The sequence below is a fragment of the Pantoea sp. T14 genome (assembly GCF_036663535.1).
Taxonomy (GTDB): domain Bacteria; phylum Pseudomonadota; class Gammaproteobacteria; order Enterobacterales; family Enterobacteriaceae; genus Pantoea; species Pantoea phytostimulans.
The window spans coordinates 171,565-191,277 of sequence record NZ_JAWUEB010000013.1 but is presented as its reverse complement, the minus strand read 5'-3'; the positions used below and the strand labels follow the sequence as shown (position 1 = coordinate 191,277).

Here is a 19,713-nt window from a genome sequence, read left to right as displayed (position 1 = left end):
TGCCCCTGACCGGGCGCGACGGTTGGCCTGACAGCCGTTGAAACCAGCACGGGCGTAGGAGTTTTCTCCACGCCCGTGCGATCATGTTAAGGGCTAAATAAATATGGCGAAGAGTGATTACTACGAGATTTTAGGCGTCGCCAAATCCGCAGACGAGCGTGAAATCAAAAAGGCATATAAACGCCTGGCAATGAAATTTCACCCGGACCGTAATCCTGGGGATAAAGCGGCCGAAGACAAGTTTAAAGAGATAAAAGAAGCTTACGAAATCCTGACCGACGCGCAGAAGCGTGCGGCCTACGATCAATATGGCCATGCAGCCTTTGAACAAGGCGGTATGGGCGGCGGTGGATTCGGTGGCGGCGGCGGTGCAGATTTCAGCGATATCTTTGGCGACGTATTTGGCGACATCTTTGGTGGTGGTCGCCGTCAGCGCGCATCCCGTGGCGCTGATTTACGCTACAACATGGAGCTGTCGCTGGAAGAAGCGGTACGCGGCGTGACCAAAGAGATCCGCATTCCAACGCTGGAAGAGTGTGAAGTTTGCCACGGCAGCGGCGCGAAAGCCGGCACCAAACCGCAAACCTGTTCTACCTGCCATGGCCAAGGCCAGGTGCAGATGCGTCAAGGTTTCTTCACCGTGCAGCAAGCCTGTCCAACCTGTCACGGTCGTGGCTCGGTGATTAAAGACCCGTGCAACGCCTGTCATGGTCATGGACGCGTCGAGAAATCGAAAACGCTGTCAGTGAAAATCCCTGCGGGTGTGGATACCGGCGATCGTATTCGTCTGACTGGCGAAGGTGAAGCGGGTGAGCACGGTGCACCAGCGGGCGATCTTTATGTTCAGGTATCGGTGAAGAAACACCCGATCTTTGAACGTGAAGATAACAACCTCTATTGCGAAGTGCCGATCAATTTTGCGATGGCAGCGCTGGGCGGCGAAATTGAAGTGCCGACGCTGGATGGTCGTGTGAAGCTGAAAGTGCCTACTGAAACGCAAACGGGCAAGCTGTTCCGTATGCGTGGCAAAGGGGTGAAGTCGGTGCGCGGTGGTGCAGTGGGCGACTTGCTGTGTCGCGTTGTGGTGGAAACCCCGGTTAGCCTCAACGAAAAACAGAAATCGCTGCTGCGTGAACTGGAAGAGAGCTTTGGCGGGCCAAGCGGTGAGCACAACAGCCCGCGCTCAAAAAGCTTTTTTGATGGCGTAAAGAAGTTCTTTGATGACTTGACCCGATAAGTTTTCACTCTCTGAAAAAGCCAGCGCACTGTCGCTGGCTTTTTTATGCTTATCTTCAAATGTTCGGTATTTCCGAGCCATGTCTCATGAATAACCTGCTTTTTTCGAGCTATCATAGGCGATAATCTAACGCCTTTAATTTTCCCTTTGGAAAAGGATGCTTGTTCATGAACATTCAACTTAAAAAATTTCTCCATAGTGACGCAACGGGTGGCGTCGTACTGATCATCGCTGCGGCGTTGGCGATGGTTTTAGCAAATAACAGCGGTACGCAGCAAAGCTATCTCAACTTCCTCGCTATTCCGGTGGAGTTCCGTTTCGGCGATCTCGATATCAGCAAAAATTTACTGTTATGGATTAACGATGCGCTGATGGCACTGTTTTTCCTGATGGTTGGACTGGAAGTGAAGCGCGAATTAGTGATGGGCGCGCTAGCTAAACGTGAACAGGCCATTTTTCCGCTGATTGCAGCCCTGGGCGGCATGGTCGCACCAGCAATATTGTTTTTGCTATTCAATGGTGCAGATCCAGCCACACACAGCGGCTGGGCCATTCCTACCGCAACGGATATCGCTTTTGCTTTGGGTATTTTGGCGTTATTGGGCAGTCGCGTGCCGCCCGCGTTGAAAATATTCCTGATGGCGTTGGCAATCATTGACGATCTCGGCGCGATAGTCATCATTGCTCTGTTTTATACCTCCGATCTTTCCCTGGTATCCTTGAGCGTTGCCGCTGCAGCCATTGTTGTATTGGGGCTGATGAACCTGATGAATGTGCGTAATACCGGACTCTATTTGATTGTAGGAATCGTGTTATGGACTGCAGTGTTGAAATCAGGGGTACATGCGACGCTGGCGGGTGTTGTGGTCGGCTTCCTGATTCCATTGGCTAAGAAGGATGGGCATTCTCCAGCCATTCACCTTGAGCATGCGCTGCATCCTTGGGTGCGTTGGCTGATTTTACCGCTGTTTGCTTTTGCTAATGCCGGTGTCTCGCTAGACGGTGTTTCATTCGGGCACCTGTTTTCACTGTTACCGCTGGGCATCGTGGCGGGATTACTGATCGGTAAGCCTTTGGGGATTACGCTGTTCTGTTGGCTGGCGGTAAAAACCGGCTTGGCCAAACTGCCTGAAAAAACTGATTTGAAAGACATCGCCGCAGTCGGTGTGCTGTGCGGCATCGGTTTTACGATGTCGATCTTTATCGCCTCGCTGGCGTATGGCGACCACAATGCAGAACTTATTACGCTCGCGAAGCTTGGCATCCTGATGGGCTCGATACTCTCTGCTGTCTTGGGTTATCTCATTCTGTGGCGTCGTCTGGCAAACCGTGCAGCGTAAAAGGTTGAGAAAGTAGGTATGCCGCACCTCAATTACAACCACCTTTATTATTTCTGGCATGTGTGCCGCGAAGGTTCAATCGTTGGTGCGTCAGAAGCACTCTTTCTGACACCGCAAACCATAACTGGCCAAATCAAGGCGCTCGAAGAGCGCCTGCAAGGCAAACTGTTCCGGCGGCAGGGAAGGGGATTAGTGCCGACTGAACTGGGGCAACTGGTTTTCCGCTATGCCGATCGCATGTTTATGCTGAGTCATGAAATGCTGGATATTGTTAATTACCGCAAAGAATCGCATCTGTTGTTTGATGTCGGGGTTGCGGATGCGTTGTCTAAACAGCTCGTCAGTAAAATATTAGAAGCGGCGGTGGTATCGGGTGAAAAGATTCATCTGCGCTGTTTTGAATCGACCCATGAAATGCTACTGGAGCAACTCAGCCAGCATAAGTTGGATATGATTGTGTCGGATTGCTCGATTGATTCCACGCAGCAGGAAGGGCTGTTTTCGGTGAAGCTGGGCGAATGTCCGTTGAGCTTTTGGTGTACACAGCCGCTGCCAGAATTACCGTTCCCTGCGTGTCTGGAGACACGTCAATTACTCATTCCAGGACGACGTTCAATGCCGGGCCGCAAGATTCTTAACTGGATTCATAGTCAGGGATTGCAGGTTGAAATTTTAGGCGAGTTTGATGATGCAGCACTGATGAAATCTTTCGGTACGCAGCAAAATGCCATTTTTGTTGCCCCGAGTCTGTACGGGCAAGATATCTATCAAAGCGATGGAATGTGTGAGCTGGGGAGGCTGGATTCAGTGATGGAGGAGTATCACGTTATTTTTGCCGAGCGGATGATTCAGCATCCGGCAGTGCAGCGTATCTGCCATCGCGATTTTAGTGAGCTGTTTGCGCCACGATCAGCAGACGAAAAAAAACCGGCTTAGCGCCGGTTCTTTCAACAAAGCGATTAACAAAAGGCGATTAAGCCAGTTTGTTGATCTGAGCCGTTAAGTTTGCTTTATAACGGGCAGCTTTGTTTTTGTGGATCAGACCTTTAGCAGCCTGACGGTCCACGATTGGTTGCATTTCGTTGAATGCGTTCTGCGCAGCAGCTTTGTCGCCTGAAGCGATCGCCGCGTATACTTTCTTAACGAAGGTACGCATCATAGAGCGGCGGCTAGCGTTATGCTTACGGCGTTTCTCAGATGTTACGGCGCGTTTCTTAGCTGATTTGATATTAGCCAAGGTCCAACTCCCAAATGTGTTCTATATAGACAAATCAAAGGCCGAGGACTATGCCTTTCGAACCTAATTTTGTCAATGGATTTGTGCAAATAAGCGTCGCTTACATTCAACAGCGCGGACGACACTCGGTTACGTATTTGATGGCGCAAGATTCTACCAGCTTCCCCTCGCTGAATACAGTATTTCGCGACAAAATTCTTCTGTATCGCTCTGACAACAGGAAATGACCGCCATAAAGCAGGAAAGGCGTGCTGACGGGTTAACCTTCGCGGCTTTCGAGGGTATAATCCGCCGATTTCCATCGCGTTGAGTCAGCCATGAAGTTTATCCGCGGCATTCATAACATTAAAGAGCAGCATCGCGGCTGCGTTCTGACCATTGGTAATTTTGATGGCGTGCACCGCGGTCATCAGGCGTTGATGTCCCAGCTTCGCGAAGAGGGACGTAAACGTAATCTGCCGGTAATGGTGATGCTGTTTGAGCCACAGCCGCTGGAGCTGTTTGCTGGCGAAAAAGCCCCGGCCCGTTTAACGCGTCTGCGCGAAAAGCTGAAGTATCTGGCTGAAGCCGGTATTGATGAAGTGGTCTGCGTACGTTTTGATCGCCGCTTTGCGGCATTATCAGCCCAGAGTTTTATTGCTGAACTGCTGGTCGAAAAGCTCAATGTGAAGTTTCTCGCGGTCGGCGATGATTTCCGTTTTGGCGCTGGTCGTCTGGGTGATTTCCTGTTATTACAGAAAGCGGGTGCTGAATATGGCTTTGATGTAGTCAGCACGCAGACCTTTTGTGACGGCGGCAAGCGTATTAGCAGCACCGCTGTGCGTCAGGCGCTGGCCGATGATGATTTTGCGCTGGCGCAGTCATTGTTAGGCCATCCTTTCAGTATTTCAGGCCGCGTAGTGCACGGTGATGCACTGGGACGCACCCTTGGTTTTCCCACCGCGAACCTTCCTTTACGCCGCGCTGTCTCGCCGGTGAAAGGCGTTTTTGCGGTTGAGGTGCACGGCTTGACGCCGCAGCCGCTGCCGGGTGTGGCCAATATTGGTACGCGCCCAACGGTAAAAGGTTTGCGCCAGCAGCTTGAAGTTCACCTGCTTGACATCAATATGAATCTATATGGTCAGCACATCGATGTTGTGCTGAAGAAAAAATTACGAAACGAGCAGCGCTTTGCCTCACTGGAGGCGTTGAAAGAACAAATTGCGAAAGATGTGGTAACGGCCCGGCAGTTCTTTGGGCTTTAACCTGAGCGAAAAACGGAATCGAGAATCTGATGAGTGACTATAAATCTACCCTGAATTTGCCGGAAACGGGGTTCCCGATGCGTGGCGATCTGGCCAAGCGCGAACCGGGAATGCTGCAACGTTGGTATGATGACAACCTTTACGGCATCATCCGCGCAGCCAAAAAAGGGAAAAAAACCTTTATCCTGCACGATGGCCCTCCTTATGCGAACGGCAGCATTCATATTGGTCACTCAGTTAACAAGATTCTGAAAGACATTATCGTTAAGTCGAAAGGCATGGCGGGCTATGATTCGCCTTACGTTCCAGGCTGGGACTGCCACGGTTTGCCTATCGAGCATAAAGTCGAGCAGATGATTGGTAAGCCGGGTGAGAAAGTCACTGCAGCTGAATTTCGTGAAGCCTGCCGTAAATATGCTGCTGAGCAGGTAGAAGGTCAGAAAGCTGACTTTATCCGCTTAGGCGTATTAGGTGACTGGGATCGTCCATATCTGACGATGAATTTCCAGACCGAAGCCAATATCATTCGCGCGCTGAGCAAAATTATCGGCAATGGTCACCTACACAAAGGCGCTAAGCCGGTGCATTGGTGTATGGATTGCCGCTCAGCATTAGCGGAAGCGGAAGTTGAGTATTACGACAAAACCTCGCCATCTATTGATGTGATGTTTAACGCCATCGATGCGGATGCGGTGCGCAGTGCTTTCGGCGTATCACAGGTTAACGGCCCCATTTCTTTAGTGATCTGGACGACCACGCCTTGGACCATGCCGGCTAACCGTGCCATCTCATTGCACCCTGAATTCGAATATCAGCTGGTACAGATCGAAGGCCGTGCGCTGATCCTTGCCAAAGAGTTGGTCGAAAGCGTGCTCAAGCGTGCAGGTGTCAGCGAGTGGACTGTGCTGGGCGAATGCAAAGGTGCAGCCCTTGAGCTGCAAAAATTCCAGCATCCTTTCCTTGATATCCAATCCTTGGTGGTTTTAGGCGAGCACGTTACGCTCGAAGCAGGTACGGGTGCCGTTCACACTGCGCCAGGCCACGGCCCGGATGACTATGTCATCGGCCAGAAATATGGCATCGAAGTCGCTAACCCTGTTGGGCCAGATGGCGCTTTCCTGCCAGGTACTTATCCAACGCTGGATGGTATCAACGTCTTTAAAGCCAATGATGTGATCGTTGAGCTGCTGAAAGAGAAAGGGGCGCTGCTGCACGTTGAAAAACTGCTGCACAGCTATCCGCACTGCTGGCGCCACAAGACGCCGATCATCTTCCGTGCGACGCCGCAGTGGTTTATCAGCATGGATCAAAAAGGCCTGCGTGCGCAGTCGCTGAAAGAGATCAAAGGTGTGCAGTGGATCCCAGACTGGGGCCAGGCGCGCATTGAATCAATGGTCGCTAACCGTCCTGACTGGTGTATTTCACGTCAGCGTACGTGGGGCGTGCCGATGGCGCTGTTCGTTCATAATGAATCGGAGCAGTTGCACCCCGATACGCTTGAGCTGATGGAAAAAGTCGCCAAACGCGTTGAGCAAGATGGCATCCAGGCATGGTGGGATCTCGATCCGCGTGAGCTGATGGGCGATGACGCCGATCACTATCGTAAAGTGCCAGATACACTTGATGTCTGGTTTGACTCCGGTTCAACCAGCTATTCCGTGGTTGATGCGCGTTCAGAATTTGAGGGACACACGCCGGATCTCTACCTGGAAGGCTCAGACCAGCATCGCGGCTGGTTTATGTCATCCTTGATGATCTCCACGGCAATGAAAGGCAAAGCGCCTTATCGTCAGGTGCTTACCCATGGTTTCACCGTTGACGGCCAAGGCCGCAAAATGTCGAAATCCATCGGTAACACCGTATCGCCGCAAGATGTGATGAACAAACTGGGCGCTGATATCCTGCGTTTATGGGTCGCTTCTACTGACTACTCTGGCGAGATGGCCGTTTCTGACGAAATCCTTAAGCGTTCAGCTGATGCTTACCGTCGTATTCGTAACACCTCGCGTTTCCTGCTGGCGAACCTGAGTGGCTTTAATCCCGCCACCGATTTGGTAAAACCAGAAGATATGGTGGTGGTCGATCGCTGGGCTGTTGGTCGTGCGCAAGCCGCGCAGGCTGATATCGTTGCCTCTTACGAAAATTATGACTTCCATGAAGTGATTCAGCGCCTGATGCAGTTCTGCTCAGTAGAAATGGGTTCCTTCTATCTCGATATCATCAAAGATCGTCAGTATACCGCCAAAGGCGATAGTCTGGCGCGTCGCAGCTGCCAGACCGCGCTGTGGCATATTGTTGAGGCGTTGGTGCGCTGGATGGCACCTATCATGTCCTTCACCGCTGACGAAATTTGGGGTTACCTACCGGGCGATCGTGCGCAGTATGTCTTCACTGAAGAGTGGTATGACGGCCTGTTTGGTCTGGCAGAAAACGAAGCATTGAACGATGCCTACTGGAGCGAGCTGCTGAAAGTGCGCGGCGAAGTCAACAAGGTGATCGAACAGGCGCGTGGCGATAAACGCATCGGCGGCGCGCTGGAAGCCACGGTTACGCTGTATGCGGACCCTGAGCTGGCGGCTAAGCTGCAAGCATTGGGCGACGAATTGCGTTTTGTACTGCTAACGTCTGGGGCGAAGGTTGCAGATTACGCCTTGGCGAGTGACGAAGCGCAGCAAAGTGAGCTGTTGAAAGGTTTGAAAGTGGCACTGCATAAAGCGGAAGGCGAGAAATGCCCACGCTGCTGGCACTACACGACCGACGTTGGTCAAAATCCAGAGCACGCAGAAGTTTGTGGTCGCTGTTTCACCAACGTAGCCGGTAACGGTGAAGAGCGTAAGTTTGCCTGATGAGTAAACCTATTTTCTCTACCGGACTGCGCTGGCTATGGCTGGTGCTGATCGTCATCGTTGTCGACTTTGCCAGTAAGCAATGGGTGATGAACAACATGATGCTGCACGAGACGCAGCCACTGATGCCGTTCTTTAACCTGTTTTACGCCCACAATTACGGTGCGGCGTTTAGCTTTTTAGCCGATAAAGGCGGCTGGCAACGCTGGTTCTTTGCCGGTATTGCGATTGCAATCGTCGTGTCGCTGTTAGTGATGATGTATCGCAATCGCGCCAGCCAAAAAATCGCGAACATCGCTTACGCACTGATTGTGGGTGGCGCGGTGGGCAATCTGTTTGATCGTTCGTATCACGGCTTTGTGGTCGATTTTATCGACTTCTACGTCGGCAACTGGCATTTCGCTACGTTTAATATTGCTGATTGCGGCATCTGTATTGGTGCTGCGTTGGTGGTGCTGGAGGGCTTTTTCAGCCCAACCAGCAAACAGGCAAAACAGAAAGGGTAAGTCATGACTGAGTCTGTACAGCGCGAAAGCGCGGTGTTGGTGCATTTTACGCTGAAGCTGGAAGATGGCTCCACGGCGGAATCGACCCGTGCAAACGGCAAACCAGCGCTGTTTCGTCTGGGCGATAGCAGCCTTTCCGCTGCGCTGGAACAGGCGTTGCTGGGATCAAAAGTGGGCGAGAAGCGCAACTTCACGTTGGCGCCTGAAGACGCATTTGGCAGCATCAGTCCCGATCTCATCCAGTATTTCTCGCGTCGCGATTTTATCGACGCAGGTGAACCTGAAGTCGGCGCTATCATGCTGTTTAGCGGCATGGGCGGAAGCGAAATGCCAGGCGTGATACGTGAGGTTTCCGGCGATTCTATCACCGTTGATTTCAACCATCCGCTGGCAGGCCATCGCGTTCAGTTTGATGTAGAAGTGCTGGAGATTGATCCGGTACTGGAGGCGAACGATGCAAATTCTGTTGGCTAATCCGCGCGGCTTCTGCGCTGGGGTTGATCGGGCAATCAGTATTGTTGAGCGTGCATTAGAAATGTACGGGGCGCCAATCTATGTACGCCACGAAGTGGTACATAACCGCTACGTGGTTAATAGCTTGCGCGAGCGCGGCGCGATCTTCATTGAAGAAATCAGTGAAGTGCCTGATAACGCAATTCTGATTTTTTCAGCGCACGGCGTTTCACAAGCTGTTCGCGCTGAAGCGAAAGCACGTAACCTGACCATGCTGTTTGACGCGACCTGTCCATTGGTTACCAAAGTGCATATGGAAGTGGCACGTGCCAGCCGTAAAGGCGTAGAAGCGATTCTGATTGGACATGCAGGCCATCCTGAAGTTGAAGGCACCATGGGCCAATACAGTAATCCCAATGGCGGCATGTATCTGGTCGAGTCGCCAGAAGACGTGTTCAAATTGTCAGTCAAAGATGAAAGCAATTTGAGCTTTATGACGCAAACCACGCTGTCAGTGGATGATACGTCTGACATCATTGATGCGCTGCGCCAACGCTTCCCCGCGATCATCGGCCCACGTAAAGATGACATCTGCTACGCCACCACTAATCGTCAGGAAGCGGTGCGCACGTTGGCTCGCGATGCTGCTGTGGTGTTAGTGGTGGGATCGAAAAACTCCTCTAACTCGAATCGTCTCGCAGAACTGGCGCAACGCGCAGGAAAGTTAGCGAAACTGATCGACTCCGCTGATGATATTCAGGAAGAGTGGGTTAAAGGCGTTGACTGCATTGGCGTGACGGCGGGTGCATCGGCACCCGATATTCTGGTACAGCAAGTTATTCAGCGCCTGCGTGAGCTGGGCGGGGAAGCGGCGATCGAGTTGATTGGCCGTGAAGAGAATATCGTGTTTGAAGTGCCAAAAGAGCTGCGTGTTGATGTAAGAAACGTTCAGTAAAGCGATAATGCTAAAAAAGATAAAAAGGCCGACTGAGTTCGGCCTTTTTTGTTTTTATCCGATTGAAAAAACGGCGGTTCCACTCAATGAGATTGCTTTTACTGATAATCGATCACGGCTGGCATAAAATTCTTATTATCCTGGATTAATAGTGGCGTGGTTGTTAACTCATCGTTAACCTGATTACGCTTTGCATGCATAGTTTTGTCTTAGGAATGAATAAATATGAAAAATATCCGCATTGCCATCGTCGGCGCGCCGGGTCGTATGGGGCGTAACCTGATTCAGGCAACTCAGCAGGCGGAAGACGTTGAACTGGGTGCTGCACTGGCCCGCTCGGGGTCATCTTTGATTGGCAGCGACGCTGGAGAATTAGCTGGCGTAGGTAAAACAGGGGTGCTTATCACCGACGATCTTCTTAGTGTCATCGATGATTTTGACGTACTGATCGACTTTACCCGCCCAGAAGCAACGCTGGCTTATATGGCAATTTGTCGTGAGCATAAAAAGGCGATGGTGATTGGTACTACCGGTTTCGACGAAGCGGGCAAAGCGGCAATCCGCACTGCCGCAGAAGAGATTGGGATCGTGTTCGCAGCCAATTTCAGCGTTGGCGTCAACCTGGTGTTGAAGCTGCTTGAAAAAGCAGCGAAGGTCATGGGCGATTATGCGGATATCGAAATTGTGGAAGCGCACCATCGTCACAAAGTTGATGCGCCTTCTGGAACAGCGTTAGCGATGGGCGAAGCCATTGCTGATGCGATGAGCTGGAATCTGGATGAACATGCCGTGTATGCGCGTGAAGGCCATACCGGCGAACGCAAACCGCAAACCATTGGTTTCGCCACGGTGCGGGCAGGCGATATTGTCGGTGAGCATACGGCAATGTTTGCGGATATTGGCGAGCGTGTAGAGATAACGCACAAGGCTTCAAGCCGTATGACCTTTGCAAATGGCGCTGTTAAAGCGGCATTTTGGTTGAAGGGCAATAAATGTGGCCTTTATGACATGCGTGATGTGCTGGATTTGTCGATGTTGTGAGTGTTGTGAACCATCGTGATGTGGTTGTTTCAATCGGTAACTTATTGATTGAACTAGGGTAGCTTTTTTGCTGCCCTTTATTTTATAAAAAATAAGAGCTTGGTTTAATAATCACTTCGAAATGCTTTTTTTTTGGATTTTGACTTAGGAAAAACCGCTAAAAATGCCAATTTTGACCAAATGGTCAAAAATAATAGTATAGCGGCTCCGTTTTGTAATTTTCATGCTCTGGCAATCGTTTAATTATCCGAGTTTTCCCCTCTTTTTACTGCTTATCCCCGTTTTAACATCCAGAAGCCTGAAAAGGGCAAAAAAATACGTTCATAGGGTAGACAAGCTTCAGGGCGATCATTAGAATGCGCGCAATTTGCCAAAAATCGATAATTCAGGCGGTTTTTGCATTGATTCAGGCAGCTATTATGAATTAATATGCAGATATTGTGACTGTTTATTCCCTGGAGGATGTTTTGATTAAGTCAGCGCTCTTGGTTCTGGAAGACGGAACCCAATTCCACGGTCGGGCCATCGGGGCAACGGGGTCGGCAGTGGGGGAAGTCGTTTTCAACACGTCAATGACTGGTTATCAAGAAATCCTCACTGATCCTTCCTATTCCCGCCAAATCGTTACCCTCACTTATCCCCATATCGGCAATGTTGGTGTTAATGCCGCCGATGAAGAATCCAGTCAAATCCACGCTCAAGGCCTTGTTATTCGCGATCTGCCGCTGATTACCAGCAACTTCCGTAGTGAAGAAAGCCTATCCGCTTATCTGCAGCGCAATAACATTGTTGGAATTGCCGATATCGATACTCGCAAACTGACTCGTTTGCTGCGTGAAAAAGGTGCGCAGAACGGCTGTATCATCGCGGGCGATAACCCGGATGCAGCACTCGCATTGCAAAAGGCGCAGGCGTTCCCGGGTTTGAAAGGCATGGATTTGGCGAAAGAAGTCTCGACCACCGAAAGCTACGCCTGGCAACAGGGAAGCTGGGCGTTAGAAGGCGGCCTGCCAGAACAAACAAAAGCAGAAGAGCTGCCTTATCACGTTGTTGCCTACGATTACGGTGTAAAGCGCAACATTTTGCGCATGCTCGTAGATCGCGGCTGCCGTCTGACAGTGGTGCCTGCGCAGACTTCAGCAGAAGACGTACTGAAACTGAATCCAGATGGCGTCTTCCTCTCGAACGGTCCTGGCGATCCAGAACCTTGTGACTATGCCATCAAGGCGATTCAGTCCTTCCTGCAAACGGAAATTCCGGTTTTCGGTATCTGTCTTGGCCATCAACTGTTGGCGCTGGCGAGCGGTGCTAAAACGGTGAAGATGAAGCTTGGTCACCATGGCGGCAACCATCCTGTTAAAGATTTCGATAATAATACCGTGATGATCACTGCGCAGAACCACGGTTTTGCTGTTGATGAAGCTGACCTGCCTGCCAACTTACGTGTTACGCACATCTCGCTGTTTGATAAAACCGTGCAGGGCATCCATCGCACCGACAAGCCTGCGTTCAGCTTCCAGGGACACCCAGAAGCCAGCCCGGGTCCGGGTGATGCAGCACCACTGTTTGACCACTTTATTGAATTGATTGACGCATTCCGTTCTAAAGCGAAGTAATCAGGAGCTAATCATGCCAAAACGTACAGACATAAAATCCATCCTGATTCTTGGCGCCGGTCCTATTGTGATTGGCCAGGCCTGCGAATTTGACTATTCCGGTGCGCAGGCGTGTAAAGCGCTGCGCGAAGAGGGTTACCGCGTCATTCTGGTGAACTCCAACCCGGCCACCATCATGACTGACCCGGAAATGGCTGATGCGACTTACATTGAGCCGATTCATTGGGAAGTGGTACGCAAAATCATTGAAAAAGAGCGCCCGGATGCCGTGCTGCCCACCATGGGTGGTCAGACAGCGCTGAATTGCGCGCTTGAACTGGAGCGTCATGGCGTACTGGAAGAGTTCGGTGTCACCATGATTGGTGCGACCGCCGACGCCATCGATAAAGCTGAAGACCGCCGTCGTTTTGACGTGGCGATGAAGAGTATTGGACTGGAAACCGCGCGTTCCGGCATCGCTCACAACATGGAAGAAGCGTTGGCAGTGGCTGCCGATGTCGGTTTCCCTTGCATTATTCGTCCTTCCTTTACCATGGGCGGCACCGGTGGCGGTATCGCTTACAATCGTGAAGAGTTCGAAGAAATTTGCGAACGCGGTCTCGATCTTTCACCCACCAATGAGCTGCTGATTGATGAATCGCTGATTGGTTGGAAAGAGTACGAGATGGAAGTGGTGCGTGATAAAAACGACAACTGCATCATCGTCTGCTCTATCGAAAACTTCGACGCAATGGGCATTCACACCGGTGACTCCATCACCGTCGCCCCTGCCCAGACGCTGACCGATAAAGAATATCAAATCATGCGTAACGCCTCGATGGCGGTACTGCGTGAGATTGGCGTAGAAACCGGTGGCTCGAATGTACAGTTCTCGGTAAACCCGAAGAATGGCCGTTTAATCATCATCGAAATGAACCCGCGCGTGTCACGTTCATCGGCGCTGGCGTCGAAAGCTACCGGCTTCCCGATTGCGAAAGTTGCCGCCAAACTGGCTGTCGGTTACACCCTTGATGAACTGATGAATGACATCACCGGTGGCTTAACACCTGCGTCATTCGAACCTTCTATCGACTACGTTGTGACCAAAATTCCTCGCTTCAATTTCGAGAAATTTGCCGGTGCTAACGATCGCCTGACCACGCAGATGAAATCGGTCGGTGAAGTGATGGCAATTGGCCGTACTTTCCAGGAATCAATGCAGAAAGCGCTGCGTGGTTTGGAAGTCGGTGTTAACGGTTTCGACCCAAAAGTCAGCCTTGATGATACAGAAGCGTTAACCCGCATCCGTCGTGAATTAAAAGACGCCGGTTCGGATCGTATCTGGTACATCGCTGATGCATTCCGTGCAGGTATGTCAGTGGATGGCGTTTTCAACCTGACCAATGTTGACCGCTGGTTCCTGGTGCAGATTGAAGAGTTAGTCCGTCTGGAAGAGCAGGTTGCACGCGAAGGGGTAAACAGTCTTGATGAAACGTTCCTGCGTGCTCTGAAGCGTAAAGGCTTTGCCGATGCACGTCTGGCGACGTTAGCGGGCGTGGCAGAAAGCGAAATCCGTAAACTGCGTGAGCAGTTCAACTTACATCCGGTTTACAAGCGCGTTGATACCTGCGCCGCAGAATTCTCAACTGATACCGCTTATATGTACTCAACTTACGAGGAAGAGTGCGAAGCCAATCCAAATCAGGATCGTGAGAAAATCATGGTGCTGGGCGGTGGTCCAAACCGTATCGGTCAAGGTATTGAGTTCGACTACTGCTGCGTCCACGCTTCTTTAGCGCTGCGTGAAGATGGTTACGAAACCATCATGGTGAACTGTAACCCTGAAACCGTATCAACGGATTATGACACCTCAGACCGCTTGTACTTCGAGCCGGTCACGCTGGAAGACGTGCTGGAAATTGTTCGCATCGAGAAGCCGAAAGGCGTAATCGTGCAATATGGTGGTCAAACTCCACTGAAACTGGCGCGTGCGCTGGAAGCGGCTGGCGTACCGGTAATTGGTACCAGTCCAGACGCCATTGACCGCGCAGAAGATCGCGAACGTTTCCAGCAAGCAGTAGAACGTTTGAACCTGAAGCAACCGGCTAACGCCACCGTGGCAACGCTGGAGCAGGCTGTCGAGAAAGCAGCTGGCATCGGTTATCCGTTGGTCGTCCGTCCCTCCTATGTTTTGGGTGGCCGCGCAATGGAAATCGTCTATGACGAAGCTGACCTGAAGCGTTATTTCCAGACGGCGGTATCGGTCTCTAACGACGCGCCTGTGTTGCTGGATCGCTTCCTTGATGATGCGGTAGAAGTTGACGTTGATGCGATTTGCGACGGCGAACGCGTGTTTATTGGCGGCATCATGGAGCACATCGAGCAGGCGGGCGTTCACTCTGGTGACTCCGCGTGCTCACTGCCAGCCTATACGCTGAATCAAGAGATTCAAAACGTGATGCGTCAGCAGGTCGAAAAGCTGGCCTTTGAATTGAAAGTACGTGGTTTGATGAACGTCCAGTTTGCCGTGAAAGACAACGAAGTCTATCTGATTGAAGTGAACCCACGTGCCGCACGTACTGTACCGTTCGTTTCAAAAGCGACCGGCGTACCGCTGGCGAAAGTGGCTGCACGCGTGATGGCAGGCAAAACGCTGGCTGAGCAGGGCGTCACCAAAGAAGTGATTCCACCGTACTATTCAGTGAAAGAAGTGGTGTTGCCGTTCAACAAGTTCCAGGGCGTTGACCCGATTCTCGGTCCAGAAATGCGCTCAACCGGTGAAGTCATGGGTGTGGGCCGTACTTTTGCTGAAGCTTTCTCTAAAGCCATGCTGGGTGCGCAGAGCAACATGAAGAAAACCGGTCGTGCACTACTGTCGGTGCGTGAAGGCGATAAAAAACGTATCGTCGACCTGGCCGCGAAGCTGCAGAAGTTTGGTTTTGAACTGGATGCAACTCACGGCACTGCCGTGGTGTTGGGTGAAGCGGGTATCAATCCACGTCTGGTAAACAAGGTGCATGAAGGTCGTCCGCACATTCAGGATCGTTTAAAGAATGGCGAATACACCTACATCGTGAATACCACGGAAGGTCGCCAGGCGATTGAAGATTCCAAGTTAATCCGCCGCAGTGCACTGCAGTACAAAGTGCATTACGACACTACGCTGAACGGTGGTTTTGCTACCGCAATGTCGTTGAATGCCGATCCGACTGAGCAAGTGATTTCCGTGCAGGAAATGCACGCGCAAATTAAATAAGCATCACGTGTAAAAAACGGCTCCTTCGGGAGCCGTTTTTTTTACTTAAATATTTCCATTTATTTTAAATTATTCGAATGCAGACAGCGTATTTGTTGTTTGAAATATAACAATAAAGAAAAATATGTTCTAAGCTTTGATTATAAAAGTATCTGATTTGACTTAATTTTTAGCGAATAATGCGAATTATCCTACTCCGCACAAATCTATAAAGCAAAAGCTAGCTGTCTAAATAATTCACAATGTAATATTTCGTTCGCTCATTATTGGAGCGTTAACAGAGATATTAATAAAAAATGAAAATGCATAAATTTTCACTGAGTGCAGTGGCTGCACTGATGACCTTTTTACCGTTTGCCAGCCAGGCAGAAATCACGATTCTGAAACAAGATGTACAGGCAGGCGATCCGCTGAGCCGCCTGAATTTTGCCGTGGGCGGCAGCATCCGTGCTCAGGTCAATCACCAGACTGGCGTTAACGACTCATCTTACAAACGCGACGGCTTCGACGGCGGTACGCGCTTCCGTTTTGGTGCAGATTATTACCTGTTCGATGATGTGAGCTGGGTCAGTTATTACGAGCTGGGTGTGAACATTCCTAAGCTGTTTGACTGGGACGATCACTACGCTGACGGTGCAAACAACACCACTCGCCGCCAGCTCTATACCGGCCTGAAAAGCAAAACGTGGGGCCAGTTGACCTTTGGTCAGCAAAACAGCGTTTATTACGATGTGGTTGGCGCTAAAACTGACATCTGGGATTACGATATGCTCGCTCAGGCGCCAGGCAACGGCATTAGCGGCGACTATGACGGCTCTTACCGTTCCCGCAAGCAGTTGAAGTATAAAAATACCTTCGGCGCACTCGATGTTTATGCTTCTTATCTGTTTAATGATAACGAGTATTTACCGGGTAACAGCCTGCGCTACAAGCGTAAAGGCGGCGGTTCGTTGGGTGTTGATTACCACATCACTGACGATCTGACTTGGGGCACCGCGTGGAACTACACGCATGCAACGATGCGTAACGCAGAGACGGGCGACAGCAAAGATTACGACCAGAATATCTTCGGTACCGCGTTGAGCTGGACGCCAGGTAACTGGACATTCTCTGCCGGCGGCGGCTGGTACGAAAACTTCATCCCGACCAAGCAAAGTAATGTGAACAACTATTTTGCTGATGATGCGTGGGGCATCGAATACTTTGCCGGTTACAAGATCCCGGTTAAGCAATATGGCCTGAAAGCTGTGCAGCCTTACGTGATGGGCGATCGTCTCGAGTACGTGAATGGTCGTGACTATCAGCGTATCGATAATGGCCTGGGCGTAACGCTGTTCCTCGACTACGGCTTCCGTGTTGACTACGAACACGTATTTACCTCAAGCACGGACAATCTGGGTGATATGAACCTGGTACGTTTACGCTACGATTTCTAAGCGAAAAAAATCAAAACGTAACGGCTCCTTTGGGAGCCGTTTTTTTTAAGAATGAGAGGGCGCGCGCAACGGATCGTCGCCAAAGCGATTTGGCCCTTCGCTACCTTTGAAGCAGAAGTAAATCAGCAGTAACAGCGTACCGATGAAAGGTAAAAGTATTAGCAGCAACCACCAGCCGGATCGGTCAAGATCGTGAAGGCGGCGAATTGAAACCGTGATGGAAGGAATCAATATCGCCAAAGAGTAGAGCGTTGAGAGTAACCCTTCATCAAGCCAAATATTGAAGCCTAAAACTGTATCAAGCACGGTTAAAACCACTGAAACGAGAATGTTCACTAACACAAACAGCCAGTAAGTTTTGCGGCGGCAGCGACCCTGTATTACGCCATACTGCTTTAACGCAGAGAGATATTCATTCACAGCATATTTCCTTATTTTGCGTGATCAGTAGGTGCGACCTGGTAAGGTAAATCCAAGTGTATTCTATGCAGCTCTCTCTCCGACGTCACGGCCAGAAGCTGTAACCTTCTCCTTGTACTCGCTAACGGATCTTAACTGGCGGCTTGATTCAAAAGAACGCAAAAACACGGTTTAAAATTCTGTCCAGTAACAAAAATGCGGCGGCAAAAAAGCTTTACGCAAATAGACCCTTATCGCTATCGACGAAAGTTTCGCCTTTACGTATGATGGCGCCAATTTTTTCCAGTGAGTCTTTTAACATGATTAGTCTTATCGCGGCATTAGCAGCTGATCGCATTATCGGTATGGAAAACGCCATGCCGTGGGACCTGCCTGCGGATTTGGCTTGGTTTAAGCGTAATACCTTGAAAAAGCCGGTTATTATGGGTCGCCTGACGTTTGAGTCTATTGGCCGACCGTTACCGGGACGTTTGAATATCGTTGTGAGCAGCAAGCCGGGTGACGCAGAAGGCGTGACGTGGGTAACATCTCTGGAGGAAGCGGTTCAGGCTGCCGGTGATGCAGAAGAGATCATGGTGATTGGTGGCGGTCGTGTATACGAGCAGATGCTGAACCGTGCCGATCGTCTTTACCTGACCCATATCGACGCTGAAGTTGAAGGTGACACGCAGTTCCCGGATTACGAGCCGGACGAATGGCAATCTACGTTCAGCGAATTCCATGATGCTGACGAGCAGAACTCACACAGCTACTGCTTTGAGATTCTTGACCGTCGTCGTTAATTTCTCTTGAAAAAAACGCCTTGGCGGTGAAGACAAGGCGTTTTTTTATGTCCGTTTTAACGGCAGAAAGTTAGCTTGCTGACTGTTGTGAAGAAGCCGTTTCAGGTAGCGCATCCTTTCGATTCGAGGCTTGAACGTAATAACGCTGTTCTTCCCAGTGCAGCAGAGTGAGATTGCCACCCCAGCAGCAGCCTGTATCTAATCCAATAACCCCTTCGGGTGTGCCTTTACCTTCCAGCGATGCCCAATGGCCGAACACAATGGTGTAATCACGGGCAACCGGGCCTTGAATGTTAAACCACGGCTTCAGCGGCGGTAGGGCAGATTCTGGCGAATCTTTGCAGATCATATCCAGCTGACCATTCGGAAAACAGTAGCGCATACGGGTTAGTGCATTGGTGCTAAAACGTAGTCTCGCCAGTCCAGTAAGCTCTTCGCTCCAGTTGTTAGGCATGTCGCCATACATTGCGTCCAGAAACAGCGGATAACTGTCGCTGGCGAGCACCGCTTCCACTTCACGCGCGCATTTCTTTGCGGTTTCGATGTCCCATTGCGGCGTGATGCCTGCATGGCCCATGACCAACTTTTTTTCTTCATCAACTTGCAGCATTGGCTGGCGGCGCAACCAGTTGATCAAGGTATCAGCGTCGTCAGCTTCAAGCAGGGGAGTGAGGCGATCTTTAGGCTTATTGCGGCTGATTCCCGCATAGACCGCCAACAGATGGAGATCGTGATTACCCAACACTAACCGTACGCAATCACCCAGCGACTTGACGTAACGGAGGACATCGAGTGAGCCAGGGCCGCGCGCAACTAAATCACCGGTCAACCACAAGGTATCTTGCTCAGGATTGAAATCGACCTGCTTCAGCAGTGCACGTAACTCGTCGTAACAACCGTGGACGTCGCCAATCAGGTAAGTGCTCATAGAGTTTTATCCGAAATAAAATCATTCGCCCGGCAGAACCGGGCGAAGTGAAAGCATATCAATGAATGTGAGTTTGAATCGCGAGGCGGAATACCGGGATGTCAACGTGAAACGCATCGCCCTGTTCGTCGACCATCACGTAATGGCCCTGCATGGTGCCCATCGACGTTTCCAGCACCGCGCCGCTGGTGTATTGATATTCACCACCCGGTGCAATGTGTGGCTGTTCACCAATCACGCCTTCACCCTGAACTTCGGTTTCACGACCATTACCATTGGTGATTAACCAATAACGACCCAGCAATTGTACGGAAGAACGGCCCATATTGCGGATGGTAACCGTGTAAGCAAAGACGTAACGCTCATCATCCGGGGAAGATTGTGATTCCACATACAGGCTTTGCACATGGACATGCACGCGGGCCGTTTCACTCATG

17 protein-coding genes are annotated in these 19,713 nt (G+C 50.8%); 13 read left to right on the top strand and 4 right to left on the bottom strand.

What is annotated here, in order from left to right; all coding sequences use genetic code 11:
• The first annotated feature begins 103 nt into the window (after positions 1 to 103).
• From dnaJ to nhaR, 3 genes are all read left to right on the top strand, one after another.
• Positions 104 to 1,237: a molecular chaperone DnaJ gene (gene dnaJ, locus SC127_RS05680; protein ID WP_215847672.1), complete on the top strand. Its 1,134-nt coding sequence runs from the start codon at positions 104 to 106 to the stop codon at positions 1,235 to 1,237.
• A gap of 167 nt (positions 1,238 to 1,404) precedes the next feature.
• Positions 1,405 to 2,577, top strand: coding sequence for a Na+/H+ antiporter NhaA (gene nhaA, locus SC127_RS05675; protein WP_332625700.1), 1,173 nt, complete (start codon positions 1,405 to 1,407; stop codon positions 2,575 to 2,577).
• Positions 2,578 to 2,595: 18 nt separating this feature from the next.
• Positions 2,596 to 3,513, top strand: a complete 918-nt coding sequence (gene nhaR, locus SC127_RS05670) for a transcriptional activator NhaR (RefSeq protein WP_243078624.1) — start codon at positions 2,596 to 2,598, stop codon at positions 3,511 to 3,513.
• 37 nt (positions 3,514 to 3,550) lie between these two features.
• Here nhaR and rpsT read toward each other — a convergent pair whose 3' ends face one another.
• Positions 3,551 to 3,814 (bottom strand): 30S ribosomal protein S20, encoded by a 264-nt coding sequence (gene rpsT / locus SC127_RS05665; RefSeq protein WP_006117633.1) that lies wholly within the window; start codon positions 3,812 to 3,814, stop codon positions 3,551 to 3,553.
• Between the two features lie 317 nt (positions 3,815 to 4,131).
• Here rpsT and ribF point away from each other — a divergent pair, with 317 nt between their 5' ends.
• From ribF to SC127_RS05620, 9 genes are all read left to right on the top strand, one after another.
• Complete coding sequence (gene ribF / locus SC127_RS05660) at positions 4,132 to 5,058, top strand: bifunctional riboflavin kinase/FAD synthetase (RefSeq protein ID WP_215847669.1); 927 nt, start codon at positions 4,132 to 4,134, stop codon at positions 5,056 to 5,058.
• Between the two features lie 29 nt (positions 5,059 to 5,087).
• Complete coding sequence (gene ileS / locus SC127_RS05655; RefSeq protein ID WP_332625697.1) at positions 5,088 to 7,904, top strand: isoleucine--tRNA ligase; 2,817 nt, start codon at positions 5,088 to 5,090, stop codon at positions 7,902 to 7,904.
• Positions 7,904 to 8,410: a signal peptidase II gene (lspA, locus tag SC127_RS05650; protein ID WP_243078622.1), complete on the top strand. Its 507-nt coding sequence runs from the start codon at positions 7,904 to 7,906 to the stop codon at positions 8,408 to 8,410. Before ileS ends, lspA begins: the two co-directional genes overlap by 1 nt.
• 3 nt (positions 8,411 to 8,413) lie before the next feature.
• Positions 8,414 to 8,884: an FKBP-type peptidyl-prolyl cis-trans isomerase gene (fkpB, locus tag SC127_RS05645; RefSeq protein ID WP_215847668.1), complete on the top strand. Its 471-nt coding sequence runs from the start codon at positions 8,414 to 8,416 to the stop codon at positions 8,882 to 8,884.
• Positions 8,865 to 9,818, top strand: coding sequence for a 4-hydroxy-3-methylbut-2-enyl diphosphate reductase (ispH, locus tag SC127_RS05640; RefSeq protein ID WP_215847667.1), 954 nt, complete (start codon positions 8,865 to 8,867; stop codon positions 9,816 to 9,818). Before fkpB ends, ispH begins: the two co-directional genes overlap by 20 nt.
• 225 nt (positions 9,819 to 10,043) lie before the next feature.
• Positions 10,044 to 10,859, top strand: a complete 816-nt coding sequence (gene dapB / locus SC127_RS05635) for a 4-hydroxy-tetrahydrodipicolinate reductase (RefSeq protein ID WP_215847666.1) — start codon at positions 10,044 to 10,046, stop codon at positions 10,857 to 10,859.
• A 467-nt stretch (positions 10,860 to 11,326) separates the two neighbouring features.
• The gene (carA, locus tag SC127_RS05630) at positions 11,327 to 12,475 is read left to right on the top strand and encodes a glutamine-hydrolyzing carbamoyl-phosphate synthase small subunit (protein WP_243078620.1); all 1,149 of its coding nucleotides are present in this window, start codon (positions 11,327 to 11,329) and stop codon (positions 12,473 to 12,475) included.
• 13 nt (positions 12,476 to 12,488) lie between these two features.
• Positions 12,489 to 15,710, top strand: a complete 3,222-nt coding sequence (carB, locus tag SC127_RS05625; protein ID WP_215847664.1) for a carbamoyl-phosphate synthase large subunit — start codon at positions 12,489 to 12,491, stop codon at positions 15,708 to 15,710.
• Positions 15,711 to 16,006: 296 nt separating this feature from the next.
• Positions 16,007 to 17,146, top strand: coding sequence for a porin (locus SC127_RS05620; RefSeq protein ID WP_215847663.1), 1,140 nt, complete (start codon positions 16,007 to 16,009; stop codon positions 17,144 to 17,146).
• A 45-nt stretch (positions 17,147 to 17,191) separates the two neighbouring features.
• On the opposite strand, the gene SC127_RS05615 is transcribed toward SC127_RS05620, so the two are convergent.
• Positions 17,192 to 17,566, bottom strand: coding sequence for a DUF805 domain-containing protein (locus tag SC127_RS05615; RefSeq protein ID WP_243078619.1), 375 nt, complete (start codon positions 17,564 to 17,566; stop codon positions 17,192 to 17,194).
• A 299-nt stretch (positions 17,567 to 17,865) separates the two neighbouring features.
• Here SC127_RS05615 and folA point away from each other — a divergent pair, with 299 nt between their 5' ends.
• Positions 17,866 to 18,348, top strand: coding sequence for a type 3 dihydrofolate reductase (gene folA / locus SC127_RS05610; RefSeq protein ID WP_215847661.1), 483 nt, complete (start codon positions 17,866 to 17,868; stop codon positions 18,346 to 18,348).
• A gap of 70 nt (positions 18,349 to 18,418) precedes the next feature.
• Here folA and apaH read toward each other — a convergent pair whose 3' ends face one another.
• Both apaH and apaG read right to left on the bottom strand, forming a co-directional pair.
• On the bottom strand, positions 18,419 to 19,276 hold the full coding sequence (gene apaH / locus SC127_RS05605; RefSeq protein WP_332625691.1) for a bis(5'-nucleosyl)-tetraphosphatase (symmetrical) ApaH: 858 nt from the start codon (positions 19,274 to 19,276) through the stop codon (positions 18,419 to 18,421).
• Positions 19,277 to 19,334: 58 nt separating this feature from the next.
• Positions 19,335 to 19,712 carry a Co2+/Mg2+ efflux protein ApaG gene (gene apaG / locus SC127_RS05600; protein WP_215847660.1) on the bottom strand — a complete coding sequence of 126 codons (378 nt, stop codon included), beginning with the start codon at positions 19,710 to 19,712 and terminating at the stop codon, positions 19,335 to 19,337.
• Position 19,713: the final 1 nt, after the last annotated feature.